Raw genomic sequence first — 20,014 nt, 5'->3', positions numbered from 1 at the left:
TTACTCGCTCAACAACATATCGATTGCCTCGCCGATGCGGATCGGGCCGGGAAAGAAGGCCCATTCGAGACTATGCGGATAGGGTGTGTCGAAACCGGTCACACGCTGGACCGGGGCTTCGAGATGATAGAAGCATCGCTCCTGCACCAGCGCCGAAAGCTCCGCTCCGAAACCGGCTGTGCGGGTCGCCTCATGCACGACGAGACATTTCCCCGTCTTCTTCACAGATTTTTCCACAGCCTCTATGTCGAGCGGCACCAGCGTGCGCAGATCGAGCACTTCGGCATCGACGCCCTTTTCCCGGCAGACCGATTCCACCACATGTACCATCGTGCCATAGGCCAGCACGGTCAGCGTCTCGCCTTCACGGACCATGCGTGCCTTGCCGAGCGGGATAGTGTAATAGCCTTCAGGCACTTCGGAAGCGTCGTGGGCCTTCCACGGCTTACTGGGCCGGTCATAATACCCGTCAAACGGGCCGTTATAGATCCGCTTGGGCTCGAAGAAGATCACCGGATCGTTATCTTCGATTGCCGCAATCAGCAGCCCTTTGGCATCGTAGGGCGTGGAAGGCACCACCGTTTTCAGCCCCGAAACATGGGCGAAGAGCGCTTCCGGGCTCTGACTATGCGTCTGCCCGCCGAAAATACCACCGCCAAAGGGTGTGCGCACGGTCATCGGGGAAATAAACTCTCCTGCCGAACGATAGCGCAGTCTTGCCGCTTCGCTCACCAGTTGATCGAGACCGGGATATATATAGTCGGCGAACTGGATTTCGGGCACCGGGCGTAACCCGTAAGCGCCCATCCCCACAGCCGCGCCGATAATGCCGCATTCGGTGATCGGCGTATCGAACACACGGGTCTTGCCATGCTTCTCCTGCAAACCGGCAGTGGCCCGAAAGACACCTCCGAAATAACCGACATCCTGGCCCATAATCACCACATCGGGATCACGCGCCAGCATGATGTCGAGCGCATCGTTGATCGCTTCGATCATATTGAGCCGCCGGGTGGGCGCATCGGCCAGACTTACCGGATCGTCTTCTTCATGGATCATTCCGGCCATTTCAGCTTCCTCTCGCGCAGAGCCGCTTCGCTCTGTTCTTTCAGATTCCACGGCAGTTCTTCGAACACATCTTCGAACATGGTGTGGAAGGGGTGATGCAGGCCATGGCCCAGAATCCCGTTCTTTTCGGCTTCCTTCGTCGCCATGCGGACCTGTTCGGCCAGCTCTTTATCCATCGCTTCCTGCTGCTCTTCGGACCATTCGCCAATCGCGATAAGATGGTCTTTCAACCGCATGACCGGATCGCCCAGCGGCCATTCCTCGCGCTCCTGCGCGGAACGATAGGCAGATGGGTCGTCCGAAGTGGAATGGCCTTCGGCGCGATAGGTGAAGAATTCGATCAGCGTGGGGCCGTGATTGCTGCGCGCCCGGTCCGCCGCCCAGCGTTCGGCCGCATAAACCGCCAGCGGATCGTTGCCATCGACGCGCAACCCCGCCACGCCATAGCCGATGGCGCGTGCGGCAAATGTCGCCCGTTCGCTTCCGGCAAAGCCCGAGAAGCTCGAAATCGCCCATTGATTGTTGACGATGTTGAAGATCGTCGGCGCATTATAGACGGTGGCGAAAGTCATAGCAGAATGGAAATCGCCTTCCGCCGTTGAGCCCTCACCCGTCCAGCTCGCCGAAATACGGCTGTCATTGCGAATGGCACTGGCCATCGCCCAGCCCACCGCCTGCGGCACCTGCGTCGTCAGATTGCCCGACACGGTGAAGAAACCGTATTCGCGGCTCGAATAAAGGATCGGAAGCTGGCGCCCTTTCAGCTTATCGGCGCGGTTCGAATAGATCTGATTGACCATTTCGACCAGCGGGTAGCCGCGCGCAATCAAAATGCCCTGCTGGCGATAGGAAGGGAATGTCATATCCTCGAAATCGAGCGCATGTGTCGCCGCTACCGAGGTTGCTTCCTCCCCGATACATTTCATATAGAAGCTGGTCTTGCCCTGACGTTGGCTGCGATAAAGCCGGTCGTCGAAGGCCCGCACCAGCGCCATATCGCGCAGGATTGCGCGGAGCTTGTCAGGGTGGAGCTGCGGGTCCCATAGGCCGTGCGCAAAATTATCGTCACCCAGCACGCGGATCAGATCGTCGCAGAGCGGAAAGGTCTCTTTCGGGGCGCAATGCTCGTCGGGCCGCGGCTGCGCACCGGCCTCCGGGATTTTGAGATCGGAAAAATTGGCCGGATCGCCCGGCCTGCCTTTCGGTTCGGGCACGTGAAGAGACAATCGCGGACGATTGCTCCCGGCTCCGTGGCCTTCCTTCGCCATTCGAGTCTCTCCCGCTCGCTATGGAATATATCTTTATTAGAAAGACATATTATTGCTCTTTAGCGAAACAGTCAATTATTCGGATGGTAAGGTTCTGTTCGGCCGCTTTATGGCTCTGTTCGGCTCCTGTCAGACCGCGATAGGGGCCTTTATGGCCCCCTTAGGCTCATAACCGGTCACTTCGAAATCCTCGATCCGATAGTCGAAAATCGACTCTGGCTGTCTCTTTATCTCAAGCCGTGGAATGCCCGCCGGTTCCCGGGAAAGCTGTTCTTTCACAAGCGCTTCGTGGTTGAGATAGAGATGCACATCGCCGCCCATCCACACGAATTCGCCCGGTTCCAGCCCGGTCTGCTGCGCCAGCATCCTTTGCAACAGAGCCGCTGACCACAAATTGAAAGGAAGCCCCAGAGCGACATCGCAGGAGCGTTGATAAAGCAGCCCGTTGAGACGTCCTTCGGCAACATGGAACTGATAGGTCTTGTGGCAGGGCGGCAGCGCCATCCGCTCCAGCTCGGCGACATTCCAGCCCTCGATAATATGGCGCCGGCTTCCGGGATTATTCTTTAAACTTTCAACAACTTGCGCAACCTGATTGATACCGTTTCCGCGCCGGAACAGCCCTTCTCCAGACGACTCATCGACCGGTTCGAAACTTGGCCAGTCCACCCACTGCTTGCCATAAACCGGCCCCAGATCGCCCCATTTCGCAGCAAAAGCCGTATCCTCCACAATGCGTCGTTCAAACGCATCCTGAGAAATCTCCAGACCCGTCACTTCCCGGTAATGCGCCAGCGGCCAGTCGCTCCAGATCCGCACTCCCTGCTCCAGCAAAACCCGGATATTCGTATCGCCTGTCAGAAACCACAGCATTTCCCGCGTGGCGGTTTTCCAATAGACCCGCTTAGTCGTAATCAGCGGCATCCGTCCGTCCGACAGATCGAACCGCATCATCGCCCCAAAAAGCGAGCGTGTTCCCACTCCGGTCCGGTCCCGCCGTTCACTTCCGTTTTCCCGGATTCGTTGCATCAGATCGAGGTATTGCCATTCAAAATGATCAGGCGCGGACCGATGATTTTCAGGAGTCGATGCTGCACTGACCATGGGAAATCCTGCGGAAGAGTGTTTGAACAGACTTCGCTTCTGCCAAAAAAGTAGCCAAAACACGCCATTGGCGCGCTTCTTATCCACAATCTTCCCATCTGCTGCAAAAGGGTGCTTGCCAGAGCGCGAAGCCCCTCCTATAGGGCCCACCTGCCTCGCGCCGCCATGACTTTCGGGTCGGGCGGCAGCACCGGTCGGGGAGTAGCTCAGCCTGGTAGAGCACTGTCTTCGGGAGGCAGGGGCCGGAGGTTCGAATCCTCTCTCCCCGACCACTAAGTTCCCTTGAATTTAGCCATTTATACGACAATTGTTGGTCAAGCTACAGCACTCCGAGGTTCATATTGAACCTAAGGCACGTAATTCGATTGCTTCAGCCACCGCACGCAGATGATCCGAACTATTATTTGCGCCAATTCTGACATTTTTACGCCCACTTCCGCAGCCCAAACCGCACCTGTGCACAGTGTGTAAGGTGTCGCATAGACAGCACTCCTTTGCGACACTGCGTGAAACGCTTTCTTCACAGATTTTACGGGCTGCCCCGCGCTCAATCACCTAATTGCTGGTCCGTCCAGCATATGCCTCCTGAAGTGCAGCCAGCAGCGTTTCTCCCACTGCAACCACAGTCGGCGCTTTACCGTTCGCACATGGCCCTCAGGCGTAAAATCAATTTGCCAGCGTAGTGAAATCCACACGATCCCACGTCAGGTCCAGAGTGGCCGCATATCCACCGCTGCCAAGATCCGAGTGCGCAAATCCATTGAAAGAGCCATCCATGCCGACCTCCTTCATCAGCACAGGTGCTGAAATCGCAATTTCGGGCTTGATGCGGTATTCCTGCAAATAGGTAGGGCACCCGCCTCGTCCGTGCACGCAGCATCAGCCGCTAGCTCACAGCATGAAGGGAACTTCGCCTAAGGCCAGCGTCACCGACATCAGTGTCTGACAGTTCGCATTTTTGTTCAGCGCTGTGGCGTATGGGAAGGGGAATGCCAACCGAAGCCTTGCCCTTCTTGGACAGAGCGGTATCGCCGATGATCAACCAGGCTCCGTCACCGCCAGCCAATTCGTCCGCCTTCTTCCACAAGGTCGCTTCCAGCGGGACGCAGTCCCACAGACCCACCCCAATGAAATGATGAAGCCGGTCATAAGAGATCGCATTCGAGCGGGCGACCATGGGCTGGATGCTCTTGCAATCGATCACCGGCGTCCTTCAGGCCTACGATATACGATATAGGCTGGGCACATCCGGCGCCGCGTTTTGTTACCCAGGCCTTCCAGATACGGCGCGAGTCACCGCTCAAGATCCGCCTGCCAGCCCTCTTCCATCGCCAGCCTCCATAAAAGCGAAGCTGCACGGAGGCCGATCATGCAATCACCGATATGGGAAACACAAAAATTATACCTCTGCCAAAGTAGCGCCAAATTCAGCCGACCTACAGAGTTTATTGAGCCCCGCGCGCAAACAGATCGCTCAAACAAAATCGCACGAATATATAGTAGCTAAGTACTTGTAATATATATATGAAAACAGGAAACTCACAACTAAAATTGCACAATAAATCTAACAAATATTAAATATATTTGATTAAAAATCAACTACTTTTCGACAAAAATCTCTAAATGGAACAGCATAGTCGCTTAGCATTGACGATATTTCAGACAATGATCAAAAAGTTTTTATAATAAAAATAAAATTAATTAACATTTAAGTCAGCTACTCTTGTTTTTCATGAGAGAAATTTCTTTTCTTAATGTGTTATGATCAATTTCCTCTGAGAACTCGCGCCAACCATGTAGATCTCTTATCAACATTACATGACAATTATTACATTTTGTACGGTAATTAATTCCATCAAACCAAACCTTCCTCCTATTTACTTTATGCTTTTTTAAAAGGCAAAGAAACCTTCTTGCCATAATCATGATCCTTTAAAGCTAAAATAATTAACATAAAATTTAACAATAGAATGTTTTTGATATTTAAATTAAAAATTTAAGCCATTAACATTTGTATATCGAAAACTTTTTTTCTCATATCTTTTGTTAATATAAAAAGAAAAGCAATCATATATTGTGACTCAGGATCTCAAACATATTAAACCGCTAATATTATTTTAAATTAAAAATATAAAATAATATTAAATTTCAGTATTTTTCAAATTTTTGGAAAATAATACAGTGCATCGAAGAGAAAATGACTATCAACTTGTTGATCCTGTTAAAGAGCATAAGATAATATGCGAAAAAATTTCTAATAGATTTTCTTTATCAAATAAATCTAAATACGCATTCGAAAGTTTAAATGTTGATTTGATTTTCTTTAGAGCTAATAAAAATCTATCGACTAGAAAAGAATTAAATCGAAAGTGTCTAATTATAATCGATGGGTTGATTAGTAAATTTAGACTTAGTCGAGATGGAAAAAGGCATATAACTTCATTTTATTTTCCAAATGAATTTGTAAATTTATCAAGCCTTTTTTCGGATTCAGGTGAATATGAATTGCATACTCATACAAATTGTATTGCACTAAGTTTTCAGACCTCCGAGCTGGCAACTCTTGCAAAGAGCTGCCCGGAATGGGCGCATATTTTGTGGCAAGAGTTTGCTCAGGAGTTTGCCATCGCTCAGGAATGGCTCATTAATTTAGGACAACGGACCGGGGTCGAACAGATAGGCAATCTCTTGTTGGAAATTGCTATCCGCTCCAAAGCCATTACCGACGCTCGAAATGTCGAGTTTCGTTTGCCTCTTACTCAAATAGATTTAGCCGACACAGTAGGATTAAGCCCAGTTCACACAAACAGAAGCTTAAAAATATTAAAGTCAATGAGTATGTTGGAAATTTCTGGACGAAGAGTATTTATAGAAGACATACATAAATTATCTAACTATGTTGGATTCGACCCTAACTATCTCGATTTGAATCATAAAACTTTAAATAACAACATATTTTTATGTCGTAATTTTTGATGATTACAACTTTGAAGGCCGTTTCGAAAGGGGGTAACCGGCTGAGACACATGTATTCCGGGAGTTTGCAGACATCTCGAAGACAGCCATGTGAACCCCAGCCAACCGCGCAGCATAGGCGGGGTTCAAAGTGATACCAGACGGATTTGAGCAACGCGGAGTGGCGGTTGATTATGGCTTTTCTGCCGCTGCCCGGTTCAACTGGACGACGACACGAATGGCCGATCCGCGAGATCGTAAACGCTATTTTTTACGTTCTGCGCGGCAGGATCGCTTGGCAGTTGCTGCCGAGAGACTTTCCGCATACAGACGGTGTATCGCTGGCTTGCCCGCCTGCGCGACAAGACCGTGTTCGAGCGGATGAACCGTTGGTTATGGCGGATCGTCAACGCGTGGGATGCGAAGCCAGTCCGAGGGCAGCTATTATCGACAGCCAGAGCGCCAAAACCACGGAAAGCGACGACCCACGGGGCTATGCCGCGGGCAAGAAGATCAAGGACCTATTCGATACCGATGGCAGGACGCTGTTGATTGAACTCACACCGCTGATGTCCAAGATTGTAACGGCGGCGACGCAGTGCTGCAAATCTCGCGCAGCCGGTTCCCGTTCATCGGGAAGGTCTGGGCCGATTGCGGCTACAACCACAAGCGCATCATCCAGGCCACCAGCATCAAGGTCGAGATCGTCAACAAGATCACCGGACAGACCGGCTTCGTCGTTCTGCCATGACACTGGATCCTCGAACACTTCTTCGCACGGATCAACCGAAACCGACTCTGAGACCAGCCCATAGTCCATATACCGGTGAATCAAGTTCATAGAACCAATGCGACGTTCCAACCGGCGCATTTTACCCGAGAGAAAAGGTAATCGGGACCAGCACCCAGGCTTCGCGAGGATTACCGGCCTGACTGGCCGGCACAAAGCGCCATTTCTTAACCGTTTTCAGCGCAGCCTTGTCCAGCCGGTCAAACCCACTCGTCTCTTCGATCCGAAGAGACTTCGCCCGTCCCTCTGCACTAACCAGCACACGCAACACAACCACACCTTCCTCTTTCGCCTTGCGTGAAAGATAGGGGTAGGACGGCCCAGGATTGTTGAGCTGGGCGGCAGAGAAATCGGGCGGGGTGACAGGGACCGGAGCGGGCGGCGACTTGGCCGCCATAGTCGGCGCGTCGACCACTACATGCATGATCGGCATATCAACCGGGGCCGGCGAAACATCCGAAATGGCAAGTGTTTCACGGTTCCTGTCGAGCTGAATGCGTGGCTCGGGCACAATTTGCGGCGTTGTAACAGGCTGCGCTTCGCTAACCGGTTCAGGATCAGGCTGAGGCGGTGCGGCCGGTAGAGGCTCGCTGATCGAAAAGGTGGTAATCTGATCGACCCTGTCGCGCCGCTGCACTTCATAATGCACGGTCAGCAGAATGACGATAACGGCGATATGGGCAACCACAATACCCACGAGAACTGGCCAGCGCAGCCGCCGGTCAGCTCCGTAAGCGGAACGCTCATACACCGCGCCGCCTTCAAGCAATGCCAGGCGCGGCGAAGCATCAGCAGACGGGCCAGATACATCCGCACCCGACTCGTTCCAGTCTGCAGGTCTCGCTATTGCCCCCTGATCCATAAGCTTCATCATCCGCTCATGCGATTGATGTTGCAAGTCAAAATCAATCGTTTTGAAGGCGTTCACGAGACCTGCTTCATTTCAGATCAATAGCGTGCCGTCAGGGTCACAATTGCCTGACGACCGGCTGCCGGCACCGCAAAATGCGGATTGCGCAGCTTCACGATATAGCGCTTGTCTGTGATGTTGTTCACATTCACCCGCACGCCAAATGTATCATTGATCTCATATTCCGCATGCGCATCGAAACGGACATAGCCATCGGCACTAACCAGATTGCCGGCATCGGCATACCTCTTGGATACGCCATTGGCACCGCCGCCAATGCTGAATTGCGGCGTAACCTGCCAGTCGATCGTCCCGGCAAAATTATGCTTGGCCGTCTGTGGCAAATAATTGCCCGAATTGACCGACTCATCACGCAATTCGCTATCCACATAAGTGTAACCGATCATCATCGAGACTGGTCCCGCCGTGCCAGTCGCACTCACTTCGAAACCTTCCAGACGCGCTGAATCGAAAATTTCAGTTACATCGCCCGTCGGATCGCGCTGCTGAATATTGCTGCGATTGACACGGAAGGCCGCTGCGGAAAGAAGCAGTGCCCGTTCGAACAATTCGGCCTTGGCCCCGACTTCCCAGTTTTCCGTGCTTTGGGGTTCGTAAAGCGCATTGTTTGAGCCGATATTATCCGATCCTTCTCCTACCGATGTGCCCGGCGGTGTTTTGGAATCGGCATAGGAGAAATACAGGCTTGTATTCTCGGTGGGCTTGAACACCGCCCCGCCCTGCCAGGACCAGAAATCGCTCTTATTCGAAACGTCGTAAGGACCGCCGCGACCGCTGCCAGAGCCACTTGCTTTAAAGCTTGTCCAGCGCACACCGCCATTCAGCATGAAAGCAGGCACAATGGTAATCGTGTCAAAGGCATAGAGACTGTATTCGGTCGCCCCGGCCTTACTCGGGCTGGTATTCCGGCTAACTTCGCCGGCCCAGGGGTCGGTCGGATCGGGGTTATAGAGATCGGTACAGTTATAATCGCCAAGACCGGCAGTTGCACAATCACTGCTGCCGGTATCGACGCTGTAATTGGCATTGCGTGAATCGGTATCATTAAATTCGAAGCCGGTTGCCAGACTGTGCTGTATCGAACCGGTATTGAAAATCGCACTCAGATTAGTGTTACTGACGATGCCATATTGATGCGATCCGCGGCTTTTCGTGTTTCGCCAGACATAGCCATCCGCCACATTCCCGCGACTGTCATCGGGATTGGTAACGATATAGCGATTGGTCGTATCGCTGTAGCGGGTGATGTTGGACAGCGTGACGCTGTCTGAAAGATCCGCTTCGAATTTAGCCGTGAAGGCATCGACATTAGTCTTCTGAAAATCGCGCGACAGCAGTCCGTAAAAATTGTCCGGGTCGACATCGGCAGGATGACGCTCCGTGCCGAAACTGCCGGTCAGTGGCAGACCGTAATCCGGGATCTTGTCACCCTCGAGATGGTAATAGTCGAGCGTCAGACTGACCGGACTGTTGAGCCCCCAGCTTACAGAGGGATTGATCCCCCAGCGATCATCATGAACATGATCGCGGCCCGGCGTCTTAGAATCATGATACATGCCGACGAGACGCACAGCGACCTGATCGTTCACTTCACGGTTGATGTCACCAACGATACGAACCAGATCCGAGGTGCCGCCAGTGGCGGAAACGGAACCGAAATTCCCGGCCCGTGCAGCCTTGGTTACAAGATTGATCGCACCGGCAGCAGCACCACGCCCGCCGAAATCCATATTCGGCCCTTTCGCTACTTCCACGGATTCAAGCGCAAAGACTTCACGAGTCTGCGAGCCAACATCGCGCACGCCGTCGACAAATACATCGCCGGTGGCATCAACGCCGCGAATAAAGGGAATATCGGCACTGGCCGTTCCACCTTCGCCGGCACCGAGTGTGATACCGGGGACGTTACGAAACGCGTCCTGCAAAGAGAATGAAGCGGTATCCTTCAGCACATCTTCTGTGATGATATTGACCGTTCGCGGCGTATCCACCAGCGGCGCGGTATATTTCGGCGAAGACACTTCTTCGACAGTATAGCTGTCTTCCACGGCGGTATCTGTCACGGTCACGCCCTGCAGGCGCGTCGGTTCCTGATCCTGCGCCATGGCAGGCGCACTGGCGATAAAGCCGACACAGCCCAGCGCGACAAAACTGGCTGCACCGCGCTGAGCGGTTCTCGAACGGTTGGACGTCATGATTCCCCCTGCTTGGTTCTGATTAATGTAGAATCAAGCGACGCTATTAGGAATCATTCGCACCGTGTCAAGAATAATGCAAACCATTCGCATTTCTGCATGGCGTGTTAAGCGTCCGCCCATCGGCGCATTAAATTATGATAAAGATTGGTCAGTTCCATCACGACATCATCGGTGCCGCCGCGTTCGGCGCTCAAGCTGCGGATGCTCCGGTCAAGACGATAGAGTTTTTCCCGGTCGCCATCGTCGCGCACCATACTTTGCAGCCAGAAAAAACACGCTGTGCGGGCCCCGCGCGTTACCGGAGTAACCCGGTGCAGGCTGGAACTGGGATAGAGCACCATATCGCCCGCCGCCAGTTTCACACGATGTTCCCCGAAGAGGTCCTCCACGATCAGTTCACCGCCGTCATAATCTTCGGGTTCTTCGAGAAATAATGTGCAGGACAAATCGCTGCGAATACGAAATTCAGTCCCTGCGATCCGGCGGATGCTGTTATCCACATGAATGCCGAATTCCTCCCCGCCTTCATAACGGTTGAATAACGGCGGAAACACTTTGAGCGGTAGAGCCGCTGCCACGAATTCGGGTGCTTGCCCCAATGCTTCAAGCACCAGCCGCCCAGCTTGTGCAGCTTCATCGCACCCCTGCTTCAGCTGTTGATTGCGTTTCGCCAGGCGCGACTGATGGCCCGATGTCTCATTCCCGTCTATCCATGGGCCAGAATCGATAATTCTCCGCAATTTTGAGACATTATCGGCATCGAGCACCTGTTCGACTTTAAGCATCATCGCTGATTGTATCCTTTCGGCCATACCGGGCCGCATCTTTCTCAGGCGCCGACACGGGACAGCCGTAGCTAAACTGCCGAGAAGCAGCGCCTCCCCCCTTTCTTTTCGGGCCATGCTTCTGCTCACATTGCGAATAAAGATCAATAGCACAAATCACCCTAACCACTTGACAATACGCATGAGAAGGCTCAGCCATTATATGATAATTATTCTCATTAGCGATGAATCGGAGAGATCGTCATGTCAGCGATACCCTTTTTCAACCGGCGATATGAAAGCTCGGGATGTGCCGAAAGACTCGCCCAAAAGGACGGCGCCAGTCGCCATGCCCTGCCGGCCTGCGCCGGTCTCGCTTTGTCTCTTCGCCGCCTCGGCCATGCTCCTCTGCTCGATACATCGGGTCACTTCCGTCGGTAAAAAAGAACTTCATTCCCGATTTGACTCAACAGCCGGGTGGATCTACCTGCACGCCCATCATCAAGAGTCGGGCAGACGCCTGACACCAACCTGCTCCCGAGCAAGGTGGTGCCCTTTTCGCGAGGGGATGTGGCCGGACCGGCAACCAACGGGATGAAACGCCACGTGTCGACCTGACTTCTTGCAAACAAACAAGAATCGACAAGGCCGACAGACATGACGCAGCACAGCCAGCAATTCGCCAGCGACAATTATGCGGGTATCTGCCCCGAAGCATGGGCCGCCATGGAAAGGGCCAATAGCGGCTCTGCCATTGCCTATGGAGAGGATCGGTGGACCCAGCTGGCAGCCGACAGTCTCCGCACACTGTTCGGCACCGATTGCGATGTCTATTTCGCCTTTAACGGCACAGCAGCCAATTCGCTCGCGCTTGCATCGCTTTGCCACTCTTATCACAGTGTCATCTGCTCTTCCGCCGCGCATGTCGAAACCGATGAATGCGGCTCACCGGAATTTTTTTCCAACGGTTCCAAACTGCTGGTAGCTCCTTCTAACGATGGCAAACTTACGCCTGAAGCGGTACATCGGCTCGCCACCGGACGGTCCGATATCCATTTCCCTAAAGCGCGCGTGGTAACGATCACCCAGCCGACCGAGACAGGACAAGTCTATACGATAGCGGAAATCAAAGCGCTGTCCGCCACTTGTCGCGAGCTTGGCCTGCGCCTGCATATGGATGGCGCCCGCTTCGCGCATGCCTGTGCAACACTCGATTGCAACCCCGCTGACATCACATGGAAAGCAGGGGTAGACGTACTGTGTTTCGGCGGGACCAAGAATGGCATGGCCGCTGGCGAAGCAATCCTGTTTTTCGACCGGGCCATGGCTGAGGATTTCGCCTATCGGTGTAAGCAGGCAGGTCAGCTCGCTTCCAAAATGCGCTTCCTCACCGCTCCGTGGATTGGCATGCTGGAAAGCGGCGCATGGCTCAAAAATGCGCGCCACGCCAATGCCTGCGCCTTGCAGCTTTACCGGCAGATTCAGGACCTGCCTGAGGTGGACCTGCTATTTCCTGTGCAATCCAATGCCGTTTTCCTTAACGCCCCCGAGCAAATGCTGGATGTTTTACGCGCCAAAGAATGGCGTTTTTACACCTTCATCGGCGGCGGTGCGCGCTTCATGTTCGCCTGGGACACAGACCCGGCAGGTGTGCAGGAACTAGCCAACGATATTCGCCAGGCCGTGTCCGGATAAGACGATCGGTCAACGAGGGGCGACGCTTTTCTCCAGCTCCAGCCAGACCAGCCTTGCCGCTACAAGCCGACTGCCAGCCTTTATTCCACTGTCACGCTCTTGGCGAGATTGCGTGGCTGATCCACATCGGTGCCTTTTACACACGCCGTATGATAAGCAAGCAATTGTACCGGCACGGCATAAACCAGCGGTGCGATGAGCGGGTGAACTTTGGGCATCTCAATCGTCGCCATACATCCCTCGCCCGCTTCGGCCAGACCTTCCGCATCGGATATCAGCACGATCTTACCGCCCCGAGCGCGCACTTCCTGCATGTTGGAAACGGTTTTTTCGAACAATGGCCCGGAAGGCGCCAGAACGATCACCGGCACCGATTCATCGATCAGTGCAATCGGCCCGTGCTTCATTTCGCCCGAAGCATAGCCTTCGGCATGAATATAGCTGATTTCCTTGAGCTTTAGCGCGCCTTCCAGTGCCAGTGGGAAGTCAGGCCCACGTCCCAGATATAGCACATCGCGTGCCGGAGCTATCAGATGGGCCATAGCCGCAATTTCATCGTCATGGTCGAGTGCAGCATTGAGGCAAGCTGGTGCTTCGAGCAAATGGCGGACAATATCGGCCTCTTCTGCGGGATCAAGGCAGCCCTTACGAACGGCAAAATGAGCCGCCAGCGCGGCCAGAACCGCGAGCTGACAGGTAAAAGCCTTGGTCGATGCGACACCGATTTCCGGGCCTGCATGAGTCGGTAATAAAAGATCCGCTTCACGTGCCATAGAGCTGGTCGGCACATTGACCACCACTGCAATAGTCTGCCCTTCAGCCTTGCAATGGCGCAACGCTGCCAGTGTATCGGCCGTCTCACCGCTTTGCGAAATGAACAGCGCCAGCCCGCCCTTTTCCAGCACTGGTTCGCGATAACGAAATTCGCTGGCATAATCGATATCGGCTGGTACGCGGGCAAATTGTTCGAACCAGTATTTGGCCACCATTGCGGCATAATAGCTGGTCCCGCAAGCCACGACGGTCACCCGGTTGACTGCCGAAATATCAAAATCGATCTGCGGCAGGGCGACAGTCTGTTCCAAGGGACGAATATAGGACTGCAGCGTCTGTGCAACGACGGTGGGCTGCTCGAAAATCTCCTTCTGCATGAAGTGGCGATAATTGCCCTTTTCGATAGCCGCGGCCGAAGCACCGGACATTGTGATATCCCGGATCACTTCCCGATTGTCTTTATCATAGATCGTCGCACTATCTCGCGTGACGACAACCCAGTCCCCTTCTTCGAGATAGGATATCCTTTGCGTCAGCGGGGCCAGCGCAAGCGCATCGGAACCAAGAAAAGTTTCCCCTTCGCCATAACCGAGTACCAGCGGAGAACCGAGACGCGCACCGATAAGCAGATCGGGATATTTGCGAAATGCAATGGCCAGCGCAAAAGCACCACGCAATTGCGGCAGAACGGTCTGCACAGCATCCTGCGGCAATTTGCCTGCTTCTATCTGTTCGGAAATAAGATGGGCGACCACTTCGGTATCGGTCTCGCTTTCGAAATGCCGACCGCGCGCTTCCAGCTCTTTACGAAGGCTGCGGAAATTCTCGATAATGCCATTATGGACCAACGCAACTTCGTCCGTCGCATGAGGGTGAGCATTATTCTGGGTCGGTGCGCCATGCGTGGCCCAGCGCGTATGCGCGATGCCGGTCATCCCCGGAGCGGGATGGCTCGCCACTTCGCTAACAAGATTGTTCAGCTTGCCTTCGGCCCGACGGCGGATCATTTCATTGTTATCGAGCGTACAGATACCAGCACTATCATAGCCACGATATTCCATCCGGCGCAGACCATCCACCAGTCGATCCGCTACGGCCTGTGTTCCGACAATGCCGATAATTCCGCACATATAGCCAACTTCCTCAATGCATACATATAAGGGATTTAAACAGGCAGAAGTGATGCCACAAAATCCTTCGTCTTTCGTGCCGTCCGGCTGTTTTTCCCAGGAGATCAATCCTCGTCGGGATAAAAAATGCCATCTGCATTTTCAGGCAAATGTTCATCAGCGAGATTATAATCGACCGGTATGGGCGCTTCGCCGTCCCGGCATTTATAGTCCGCTTGCAACCTGCTGTCGCGCAGCACCATGACGCCATCTTCGAATTTCGGGTTATTGGGTTCACCCGCTTTGAAATTGGTACGCACCACGCGACTATAGATGACATAACGTGTGTGGCCACGCGCGAAGGAAAGCTGCGCTTCTCCTCCCCCCGAATAGGGAGTAGACGCAAAACGCAGTTGCTCTGTGCCCGGTTTCTCCGGCCAGGCCAGCTCCGCTGTCTTACAGGCTTCACCATAGCGATATTGGACAAAGCTTTGCCCGTCTGGCCGGTCAACCAGACAGACGGCAACCTTTTTCCCGTTCTCCAGCGGACAGGCGAAAAGCGGCTCTTCATCGACGCTGCATTCCGCTCGTTGCCCTGTTGCCCCGTCATGCTCGACACCCTGATCTGGCCCCGTATTTAACGCGGTGTCTTCATGTGCCGCCTCTGCGGCTGCATTATCGCCACCTGTTTCCACTACACTGTCAGTGTAGGACTGACCATTTTCTGAACATCCGGAGACGGTCCAGAAAATCAGCGCCGCGAGGCAGGCCTTACGGATCATTGCCCTTCCAGCTTTTTCTTTTTCTTCATCGCATCGTGGAAGCGATCGGCCCAGCCCGGCTTGACGAGCTGCTCGGCCCGGACAAGACGCAATTCACCGTCACCGACATCGCGGCTCACCGCACTACCCGCTGCAACAATGGCATCGGCCCCGATATTCACCGGAGCGATCAAAGCACTGTTAGAACCGATAAAGGCCCGTGCGCCAATCCGGGTTTTGTGTTTGAAATAGCCATCATAATTACAGGTGATCGTGCCAGCACCGATGTTGGCCCCGGCGCCGACTTCGGCATCGCCCAGATAGGTCAGATGATTGGCCTTGGCTCCCTTGCCCAGAACCGCTTTCTTCATCTCGACGAAATTGCCGACTCTGGCATCTTCTTCCAATACCGACCCCGGTCGCAAACGTGCATAGGGTCCGATCTCCACACCCTGGGCGAGACGCGCTCCCTCCACATGCGAAAATGCCTTGATCGTCACATTATCGGCTACTGAGACACCCGGCCCGAAAACCACATTCGGTTCGATCAGCACATCCTGGCCAAGTGCAGTATCCCAGGAAAAGAACACCGTTTCAGGCGCCGTCAGCGTGGCACCCTCCGCCATGACCTGTGCACGCCGCCGACCCTGCCAGCGCCTTTCCGCACTCGCCAGCTCTATCCGTGAATTAATTCCAGCCACTTCATGTTCGTCATCGGTTGAAATGACTGCGCAATACCGGCCTTCACGATTGGCCACATTAACGATGTCCACAAGGTAATATTCGCCTTGCGCATTATCGTTGCCAACCTTGTCCAGTAAATCGAACAAAGCGGTTCCTCGTACAGCCATCAGGCCCGAATTGCACAGACGACAGGCTTTCTCCGCCGCATCGGCATCCCTGAATTCGACCATTTTAGCAATGCGGCCATCCTCGGCGATGATCCGGCCATATTGAAGACCGTCTTCAGGTTCGAAGCCCAGCACGACCACATCCGGATCATCATCCCTATGCAAACGCTCGATCATCGCCTGCATGGTTTCCGGCCGAACAAAAGGCACGTCACCGTACAGGATCAGAATATCGCCAGAGAAATCGCCCAGCACAGCCTGAGCCTGTTGCACGGCATGGCCAGTTCCCAATTGCGGATCCTGCAAGGCCAACTCGGCGCGATTGCCCAATTGCGCTTCGAGCTGATCGCGCCCGTCACCGACTATCACGACCATCCGTTCTGGCTGCAACTGAGCAAGCGATTCGAGCAGATGCTCGATCATTGGCCTCCCGGCTATTGGATGCAGCACCTTGTGGCGCTGGCTCTTCATTCGGGTACCCTTGCCCGCAGCAAGGACTATGGCGGCAATTGGTCGCGCGTCTGTCATGTCTTTGGCCATGCCATCATTTCATTGCGGTTTCCATACGGCTCCGGCATCGAAGCGCATCATGACTGATTTTCCTTTCGCCATAATCGGCTTCGACCTCGACGGAACGCTGGTAGACAGCAATCGCGACCTGTTCCCCGCACTCAATCATACACTCCATATTGCGGGACGCGAACCGGTGACTGCGGAAGCCACACGCCAGCTCATCGGAGGCGGAGCCAGACTGATGCTGGCGCGCGCCATGGAGCTGACCGGAGATCCGGTTGAAGAAGATGAAATTGAACGTCTGTACAGCCATTATATCGAATATTATCAGGCTCATATTGCAGATCACACCGTCCCTTTTGAAGGGTGTCTTCCCGCGCTCGATCAGCTTGCGGAACGTGGTTGCACATTGGCTGTCATTACAAACAAAGCCGAAGATCTGGCACGCAAGCTGCTCGATCAACTTGGCATGACCCGGCGCTTCGCCAGCATTATGGGTGGCGACACACTTGAGCCGGGCCGTTCGAAACCGGCTCCCGATATGATCGAGGAAACCATTTCACGCTGCCAGGGTAGCGGGCGTTTCGCGATGATCGGCGATTCGACTTACGACACGCGCGCTGCCGCTGCTGCCAGAGTACCCAGCATCGCCCTCAGTTTCGGATATAATGATGCACCGGCCGATCAGCTCGGTGCCGACCGCGTGATCGACCATTATGACGAATTGATACCTGCGCTGGAGGGGCTGTGAGCCCCTCCTGTCTGGTTCAAAAATCAACCTGCGCACGCATACCTATTGAATCGACCCCATAATCATCCTGCGTGCCGGCCAGAATAGGCATGTCATCATATTCCATCCGGCTATATTCAAGCATCAGGCGTGTGAAATCGGTCGGCGTCCAGACAAGTGAAGCGGCATAGGCATTCTGGATACCGCCCCGAATGTCCGCATCGTTCAGATCGAGATAGTCGTAGCGCAGATTGACCTGCAATGCACCGAAACCGCCTTGATCCAATGGATGAGCCGGTTTCACCCGGTCAAATTTGAACCCTTTATAGCTTCGCTTATCGCCGCTGGTGAGAAACAGACCCATCTCTGCCGAACCGCCAAAAAAGGTCGGATCCGCCAGTGCGGCGGGACGGCCGACATGCTGCCAGAAAGTTTCGCCTTCAAAATGGAAACGACCGAGAACGGCCGCCGCTTCAAGCCCGTATCCCAGTTCGCTGGTAGCGGAGAAATTACCCGTATCCATGAAGCGCGTATCGGTCACATGCAATTCAGGGCGCTGGCGATAGCGTGTCACATCGCTGGCATCGTTGAATTCACGATAATGAACCGAGCCGCCAATATGCAACTGCGCTTCGCCAATTTTAGGAGCGTAAACCGTACGAGCGTCCGCGCTCCAGCTATTGTTCTCATCTAGCTGAAGATTTTCGAGATTGTCGCTGAAAACACCGCCCTGCACCATCCAGTCGGCTTTCGCATATTCGGCAGACAGGCCGACTTTGCGCTCAAAGCCGAAAGCATCGGTAAAAGCAGCACGCTCCATGAAAGAAGTGAACCGCGAACTGGTCAGCTCTTCAAGCCCTTGGAAATTATTGTGCTGCCCCAGCTTAAAGGTCGCGTCCCCTGCAGCATATTCCATGTAAGCGTCATAGAGATCGAGATCGCCGCTCGCGAAATCGACTTCCATCTTATAACCGAAGCCGCCAGGAATATCGCCCTTGAAGCCGATCCGTACACGACGGATTTCATGCGCGAAACCAAGACCGGGATCGTTAATTTCATCGGGTCCGTTCACAATACCGGCATCGACTTGCAAACGACCGAAAGGTGTGAAGGTCACACCGTCCTTTTTGGTCAGTTCGGGAACCTGCGAAACGGTGGTGGCCTGAACCGCCACCTGTGCTTCACCAGCCTGCGCAACAGCTTGTTCGGCTTTAGCATCGGCAGCTTCGAGCTGGTCTTCCAGCGAATCGATACGATCCGCCATGGCAGCCATCTGCGCACGCATCTGGGTCAGTTCGGCGCGGAGCTGATCTTGCTCATCGGCAGCATCTTGCCCGAAAGCATCCGGTGCCCAGCCGAACGGGAGCGACAGGGCAACCGCCGCGCTTGTCAAATAATGCTTCTTCATTCCCGACCCTTTACCAATACGACAAATTGAAGACTTTATGTCAATTGGGTGACGCCTTTAGGTCCATTAAATGACTTTTATGTGACAAAACCCGTCAGCATTCGATTTTCTTCACCTTGTATGAGACGTCTGCCAGTGGCATCGCTGCACAATGCGATGGGATGTCGAACAATGAGCATTTCCTTTAAAGACCGGGTTGCCATTGTGACCGGAGCCGGAAACGGACTAGGTCGGGTGTATGCACTTGAACTGGCACGACGCGGTGCGCGCGTGGTGGTCAATGATATTGGCAGCCAGCGCGATGGCACCGGGCAATGCAATATTGCTGAGACGGTTGCCGCGGAAATCGAGGCAGCAGGAGGGGAAGCCCTCGCCAATTGCGCGTCGGTAACTGACTACGCTGCCATGCAGGCTCTCGTCGTCGAAGCCAAAGCCCGCTGGGGCAGAATCGATATTCTCATGAACAGTGCAGGGGTATTGCGCGACAAGAGCTTCGGCAAAATGGCGATTGAGGATTTCAGCGATGTAATCCAGACTCACCTGATCGGAACCGCTAATATCTCGCATGCCGTCTGGGGCGTCATGCGTGAACAGGCCTATGGCCGCATTCTGGTCACATCCAGCTCAACCGGGCTTTTCGGAAATTTTGGGCAGGCCAATTATGCCGCAGCCAAGCTGGGTCTTGTCGGCTTGGCCAAAACGCTCCAGCTTGAAGGGGCGAAATATAATATCCGGGTGAATACGCTAGCGCCGCTCGCTTCGACGCGGATGACGGAAGATATCTTGCCGGAGGAAGCTTTTCGGCAGTTTACGCCTGAGAAAATTTTGCCCGCTGCACTTTTTCTCGTCAGCGAAGATGCACCGGGCGGCGCGATTGTCGGGGCTGGGGCTGGGGCTTTTCACAGCGCCTGGATGGTCATGAACGAACCGGTTACTTTGGCACCGGACAATATGAGTGTAGAAGGTTTTGCAGCCGCATGGAAACGCATAGCTGAAAGGCGCGATACGCGCTCTCCTAAATCGAGTGCGGAACAAAGTGCAGCGCTCCTCTCCGCCCTCGGCAATCCGCGGGTTTGACAAAGCCAGAAACGCCTC

Annotated in this window: 16 protein-coding genes, 1 tRNA gene, 2 pseudogenes and 1 riboswitch; of the genes and pseudogenes, 7 read left to right on the top strand and 12 right to left on the bottom strand. The window is 54.0% G+C overall.

Annotated elements, in window-relative coordinates; all coding sequences use genetic code 11:
* The 3 genes from D6851_RS01515 to D6851_RS01505 all read right to left on the bottom strand — a co-directional run bounded on the left by D6851_RS01515 (position 1) and on the right by D6851_RS01505 (position 3,440).
* Positions 1–1,059, bottom strand: coding sequence for an alpha-ketoacid dehydrogenase subunit beta (locus tag D6851_RS01515; RefSeq protein ID WP_120323482.1), 1,059 nt, complete (start codon positions 1,057–1,059; stop codon positions 1–3).
* Positions 1,056–2,336, bottom strand: coding sequence for a 3-methyl-2-oxobutanoate dehydrogenase (2-methylpropanoyl-transferring) subunit alpha (locus D6851_RS01510; RefSeq protein ID WP_120323094.1), 1,281 nt, complete (start codon positions 2,334–2,336; stop codon positions 1,056–1,058). Before D6851_RS01510 ends, D6851_RS01515 begins: the two co-directional genes overlap by 4 nt.
* 129 nt (positions 2,337–2,465) lie before the next feature.
* Positions 2,466–3,440: a thymidylate synthase gene (locus D6851_RS01505; RefSeq protein WP_147395401.1), complete on the bottom strand. Its 975-nt coding sequence runs from the start codon at positions 3,438–3,440 to the stop codon at positions 2,466–2,468.
* A 195-nt stretch (positions 3,441–3,635) separates the two neighbouring features.
* Between D6851_RS01505 and D6851_RS01500 the strand changes: the two genes are divergently transcribed.
* Positions 3,636–3,712: transfer RNA gene (locus tag D6851_RS01500), tRNA-Pro, on the top strand.
* A 394-nt stretch (positions 3,713–4,106) separates the two neighbouring features.
* Here the strand turns inward: D6851_RS01500 and D6851_RS17650 are convergent.
* Together D6851_RS17650 and D6851_RS01495 are read right to left on the bottom strand one after the other, a co-directional pair.
* The gene (locus D6851_RS17650; protein WP_183029942.1) at positions 4,107–4,283 is read right to left on the bottom strand and encodes a hypothetical protein; all 177 of its coding nucleotides are present in this window, start codon (positions 4,281–4,283) and stop codon (positions 4,107–4,109) included.
* Positions 4,284–4,334: 51 nt separating this feature from the next.
* Positions 4,335–4,721: pseudogene (locus tag D6851_RS01495) on the bottom strand (transposase); the annotation flags it as partial.
* Positions 4,722–5,621: 900 nt separating this feature from the next.
* Here D6851_RS01495 and D6851_RS01490 point away from each other — a divergent pair.
* Both D6851_RS01490 and D6851_RS01485 read left to right on the top strand, forming a co-directional pair.
* Positions 5,622–6,416: a Crp/Fnr family transcriptional regulator gene (locus tag D6851_RS01490; RefSeq protein WP_183029941.1), complete on the top strand. Its 795-nt coding sequence runs from the start codon at positions 5,622–5,624 to the stop codon at positions 6,414–6,416.
* Between the two features lie 146 nt (positions 6,417–6,562).
* Positions 6,563–7,143 (top strand): annotated as a pseudogene (locus D6851_RS01485) (transposase); the annotation flags it as partial.
* Positions 7,144–7,267: 124 nt separating this feature from the next.
* Here the strand turns inward: D6851_RS01485 and D6851_RS17970 are convergent.
* From D6851_RS17970 to D6851_RS01470, 3 genes are all read right to left on the bottom strand, one after another.
* Positions 7,268–8,113 carry an energy transducer TonB gene (locus D6851_RS17970; protein ID WP_238473884.1) on the bottom strand — a complete coding sequence of 282 codons (846 nt, stop codon included), beginning with the start codon at positions 8,111–8,113 and terminating at the stop codon, positions 7,268–7,270.
* A 20-nt stretch (positions 8,114–8,133) separates the two neighbouring features.
* Entirely contained in the window at positions 8,134–10,311 is a 2,178-nt protein-coding gene (locus D6851_RS01475) for a TonB-dependent receptor (protein ID WP_120323091.1), read from the bottom strand.
* 107 nt (positions 10,312–10,418) lie between these two features.
* On the bottom strand, positions 10,419–11,102 hold the full coding sequence (locus D6851_RS01470) for a Fe2+-dependent dioxygenase (protein ID WP_120323480.1): 684 nt from the start codon (positions 11,100–11,102) through the stop codon (positions 10,419–10,421).
* 240 nt (positions 11,103–11,342) lie between these two features.
* On the opposite strand from D6851_RS01470, the gene D6851_RS17645 reads away from it, so the two are divergent.
* Together D6851_RS17645 and D6851_RS01465 are read left to right on the top strand one after the other, a co-directional pair.
* Positions 11,343–11,519 (top strand): hypothetical protein, encoded by a 177-nt coding sequence (locus tag D6851_RS17645; RefSeq protein ID WP_183029940.1) that lies wholly within the window; start codon positions 11,343–11,345, stop codon positions 11,517–11,519.
* Between the two features lie 52 nt (positions 11,520–11,571).
* Positions 11,572–11,678: riboswitch (SAM-I-IV-variant riboswitch) on the top strand.
* Between the two features lie 57 nt (positions 11,679–11,735).
* Positions 11,736–12,773: a threonine aldolase family protein gene (locus tag D6851_RS01465; RefSeq protein ID WP_120323090.1), complete on the top strand. Its 1,038-nt coding sequence runs from the start codon at positions 11,736–11,738 to the stop codon at positions 12,771–12,773.
* Positions 12,774–12,853: 80 nt separating this feature from the next.
* Here D6851_RS01465 and glmS read toward each other — a convergent pair whose 3' ends face one another.
* The 3 genes from glmS to glmU form a co-directional block, all read right to left on the bottom strand.
* Positions 12,854–14,677 (bottom strand): glutamine--fructose-6-phosphate transaminase (isomerizing), encoded by a 1,824-nt coding sequence (gene glmS, locus D6851_RS01460; protein WP_120323479.1) that lies wholly within the window; start codon positions 14,675–14,677, stop codon positions 12,854–12,856.
* A gap of 104 nt (positions 14,678–14,781) precedes the next feature.
* Positions 14,782–15,438, bottom strand: coding sequence for a hypothetical protein (locus tag D6851_RS01455; protein WP_120323089.1), 657 nt, complete (start codon positions 15,436–15,438; stop codon positions 14,782–14,784).
* Positions 15,435–16,796: a bifunctional UDP-N-acetylglucosamine diphosphorylase/glucosamine-1-phosphate N-acetyltransferase GlmU gene (gene glmU, locus D6851_RS01450; protein WP_120323478.1), complete on the bottom strand. Its 1,362-nt coding sequence runs from the start codon at positions 16,794–16,796 to the stop codon at positions 15,435–15,437. The genes D6851_RS01455 and glmU overlap by 4 nt, the downstream gene beginning before the upstream one ends.
* Before the next feature lie 61 nt (positions 16,797–16,857).
* Between glmU and D6851_RS01445 the strand changes: the two genes are divergently transcribed.
* Positions 16,858–17,532 carry an HAD-IA family hydrolase gene (locus D6851_RS01445; protein ID WP_120323477.1) on the top strand — a complete coding sequence of 225 codons (675 nt, stop codon included), beginning with the start codon at positions 16,858–16,860 and terminating at the stop codon, positions 17,530–17,532.
* Between the two features lie 16 nt (positions 17,533–17,548).
* Here the strand turns inward: D6851_RS01445 and D6851_RS01440 are convergent, their stop codons facing one another.
* Complete coding sequence (locus D6851_RS01440; protein ID WP_120323088.1) at positions 17,549–18,919, bottom strand: porin; 1,371 nt, start codon at positions 18,917–18,919, stop codon at positions 17,549–17,551.
* Between the two features lie 171 nt (positions 18,920–19,090).
* Here D6851_RS01440 and D6851_RS01435 point away from each other — a divergent pair, with 171 nt between their 5' ends.
* Positions 19,091–19,996: an SDR family NAD(P)-dependent oxidoreductase gene (locus D6851_RS01435; protein WP_120323087.1), complete on the top strand. Its 906-nt coding sequence runs from the start codon at positions 19,091–19,093 to the stop codon at positions 19,994–19,996.
* The last annotated feature ends 18 nt before the right edge of the window (positions 19,997–20,014 follow it).

This window comes from Altericroceibacterium spongiae (assembly GCF_003610805.1).
Classification (GTDB): domain Bacteria; phylum Pseudomonadota; class Alphaproteobacteria; order Sphingomonadales; family Sphingomonadaceae; genus Altericroceibacterium; species Altericroceibacterium spongiae.
The sequence above is the reverse complement of the archived record's forward strand: the minus strand, read 5'-3'. Positions and strand labels throughout refer to the sequence as shown.

Coding starts and splice junctions, on each gene's coding strand:
- D6851_RS01470 (WP_120323480.1), bottom strand. CDS start 11,102: ATGATGCTTAAAGTCGAACAGGTGCTCGATGCCGATAATGTCTCAAAA.
- D6851_RS17645 (WP_183029940.1), top strand. CDS start 11,343: ATGTCAGCGATACCCTTTTTCAACCGGCGATATGAAAGCTCGGGATGT.
- D6851_RS01445 (WP_120323477.1), top strand. CDS start 16,858: ATGACTGATTTTCCTTTCGCCATAATCGGCTTCGACCTCGACGGAACG.
- glmS (WP_120323479.1), bottom strand. CDS start 14,677: ATGTGCGGAATTATCGGCATTGTCGGAACACAGGCCGTAGCGGATCGA.
- D6851_RS01515 (WP_120323482.1), bottom strand. CDS start 1,059: ATGATCCATGAAGAAGACGATCCGGTAAGTCTGGCCGATGCGCCCACC.
- D6851_RS01475 (WP_120323091.1), bottom strand. CDS start 10,311: ATGACGTCCAACCGTTCGAGAACCGCTCAGCGCGGTGCAGCCAGTTTT.
- glmU (WP_120323478.1), bottom strand. CDS start 16,796: ATGACAGACGCGCGACCAATTGCCGCCATAGTCCTTGCTGCGGGCAAG.
- D6851_RS01440 (WP_120323088.1), bottom strand. CDS start 18,919: ATGAAGAAGCATTATTTGACAAGCGCGGCGGTTGCCCTGTCGCTCCCG.
- D6851_RS01455 (WP_120323089.1), bottom strand. CDS start 15,438: ATGATCCGTAAGGCCTGCCTCGCGGCGCTGATTTTCTGGACCGTCTCC.
- D6851_RS01435 (WP_120323087.1), top strand. CDS start 19,091: ATGAGCATTTCCTTTAAAGACCGGGTTGCCATTGTGACCGGAGCCGGA.
- D6851_RS01465 (WP_120323090.1), top strand. CDS start 11,736: ATGACGCAGCACAGCCAGCAATTCGCCAGCGACAATTATGCGGGTATC.
- D6851_RS01510 (WP_120323094.1), bottom strand. CDS start 2,336: ATGGCGAAGGAAGGCCACGGAGCCGGGAGCAATCGTCCGCGATTGTCT.
- D6851_RS01505 (WP_147395401.1), bottom strand. CDS start 3,440: ATGGTCAGTGCAGCATCGACTCCTGAAAATCATCGGTCCGCGCCTGAT.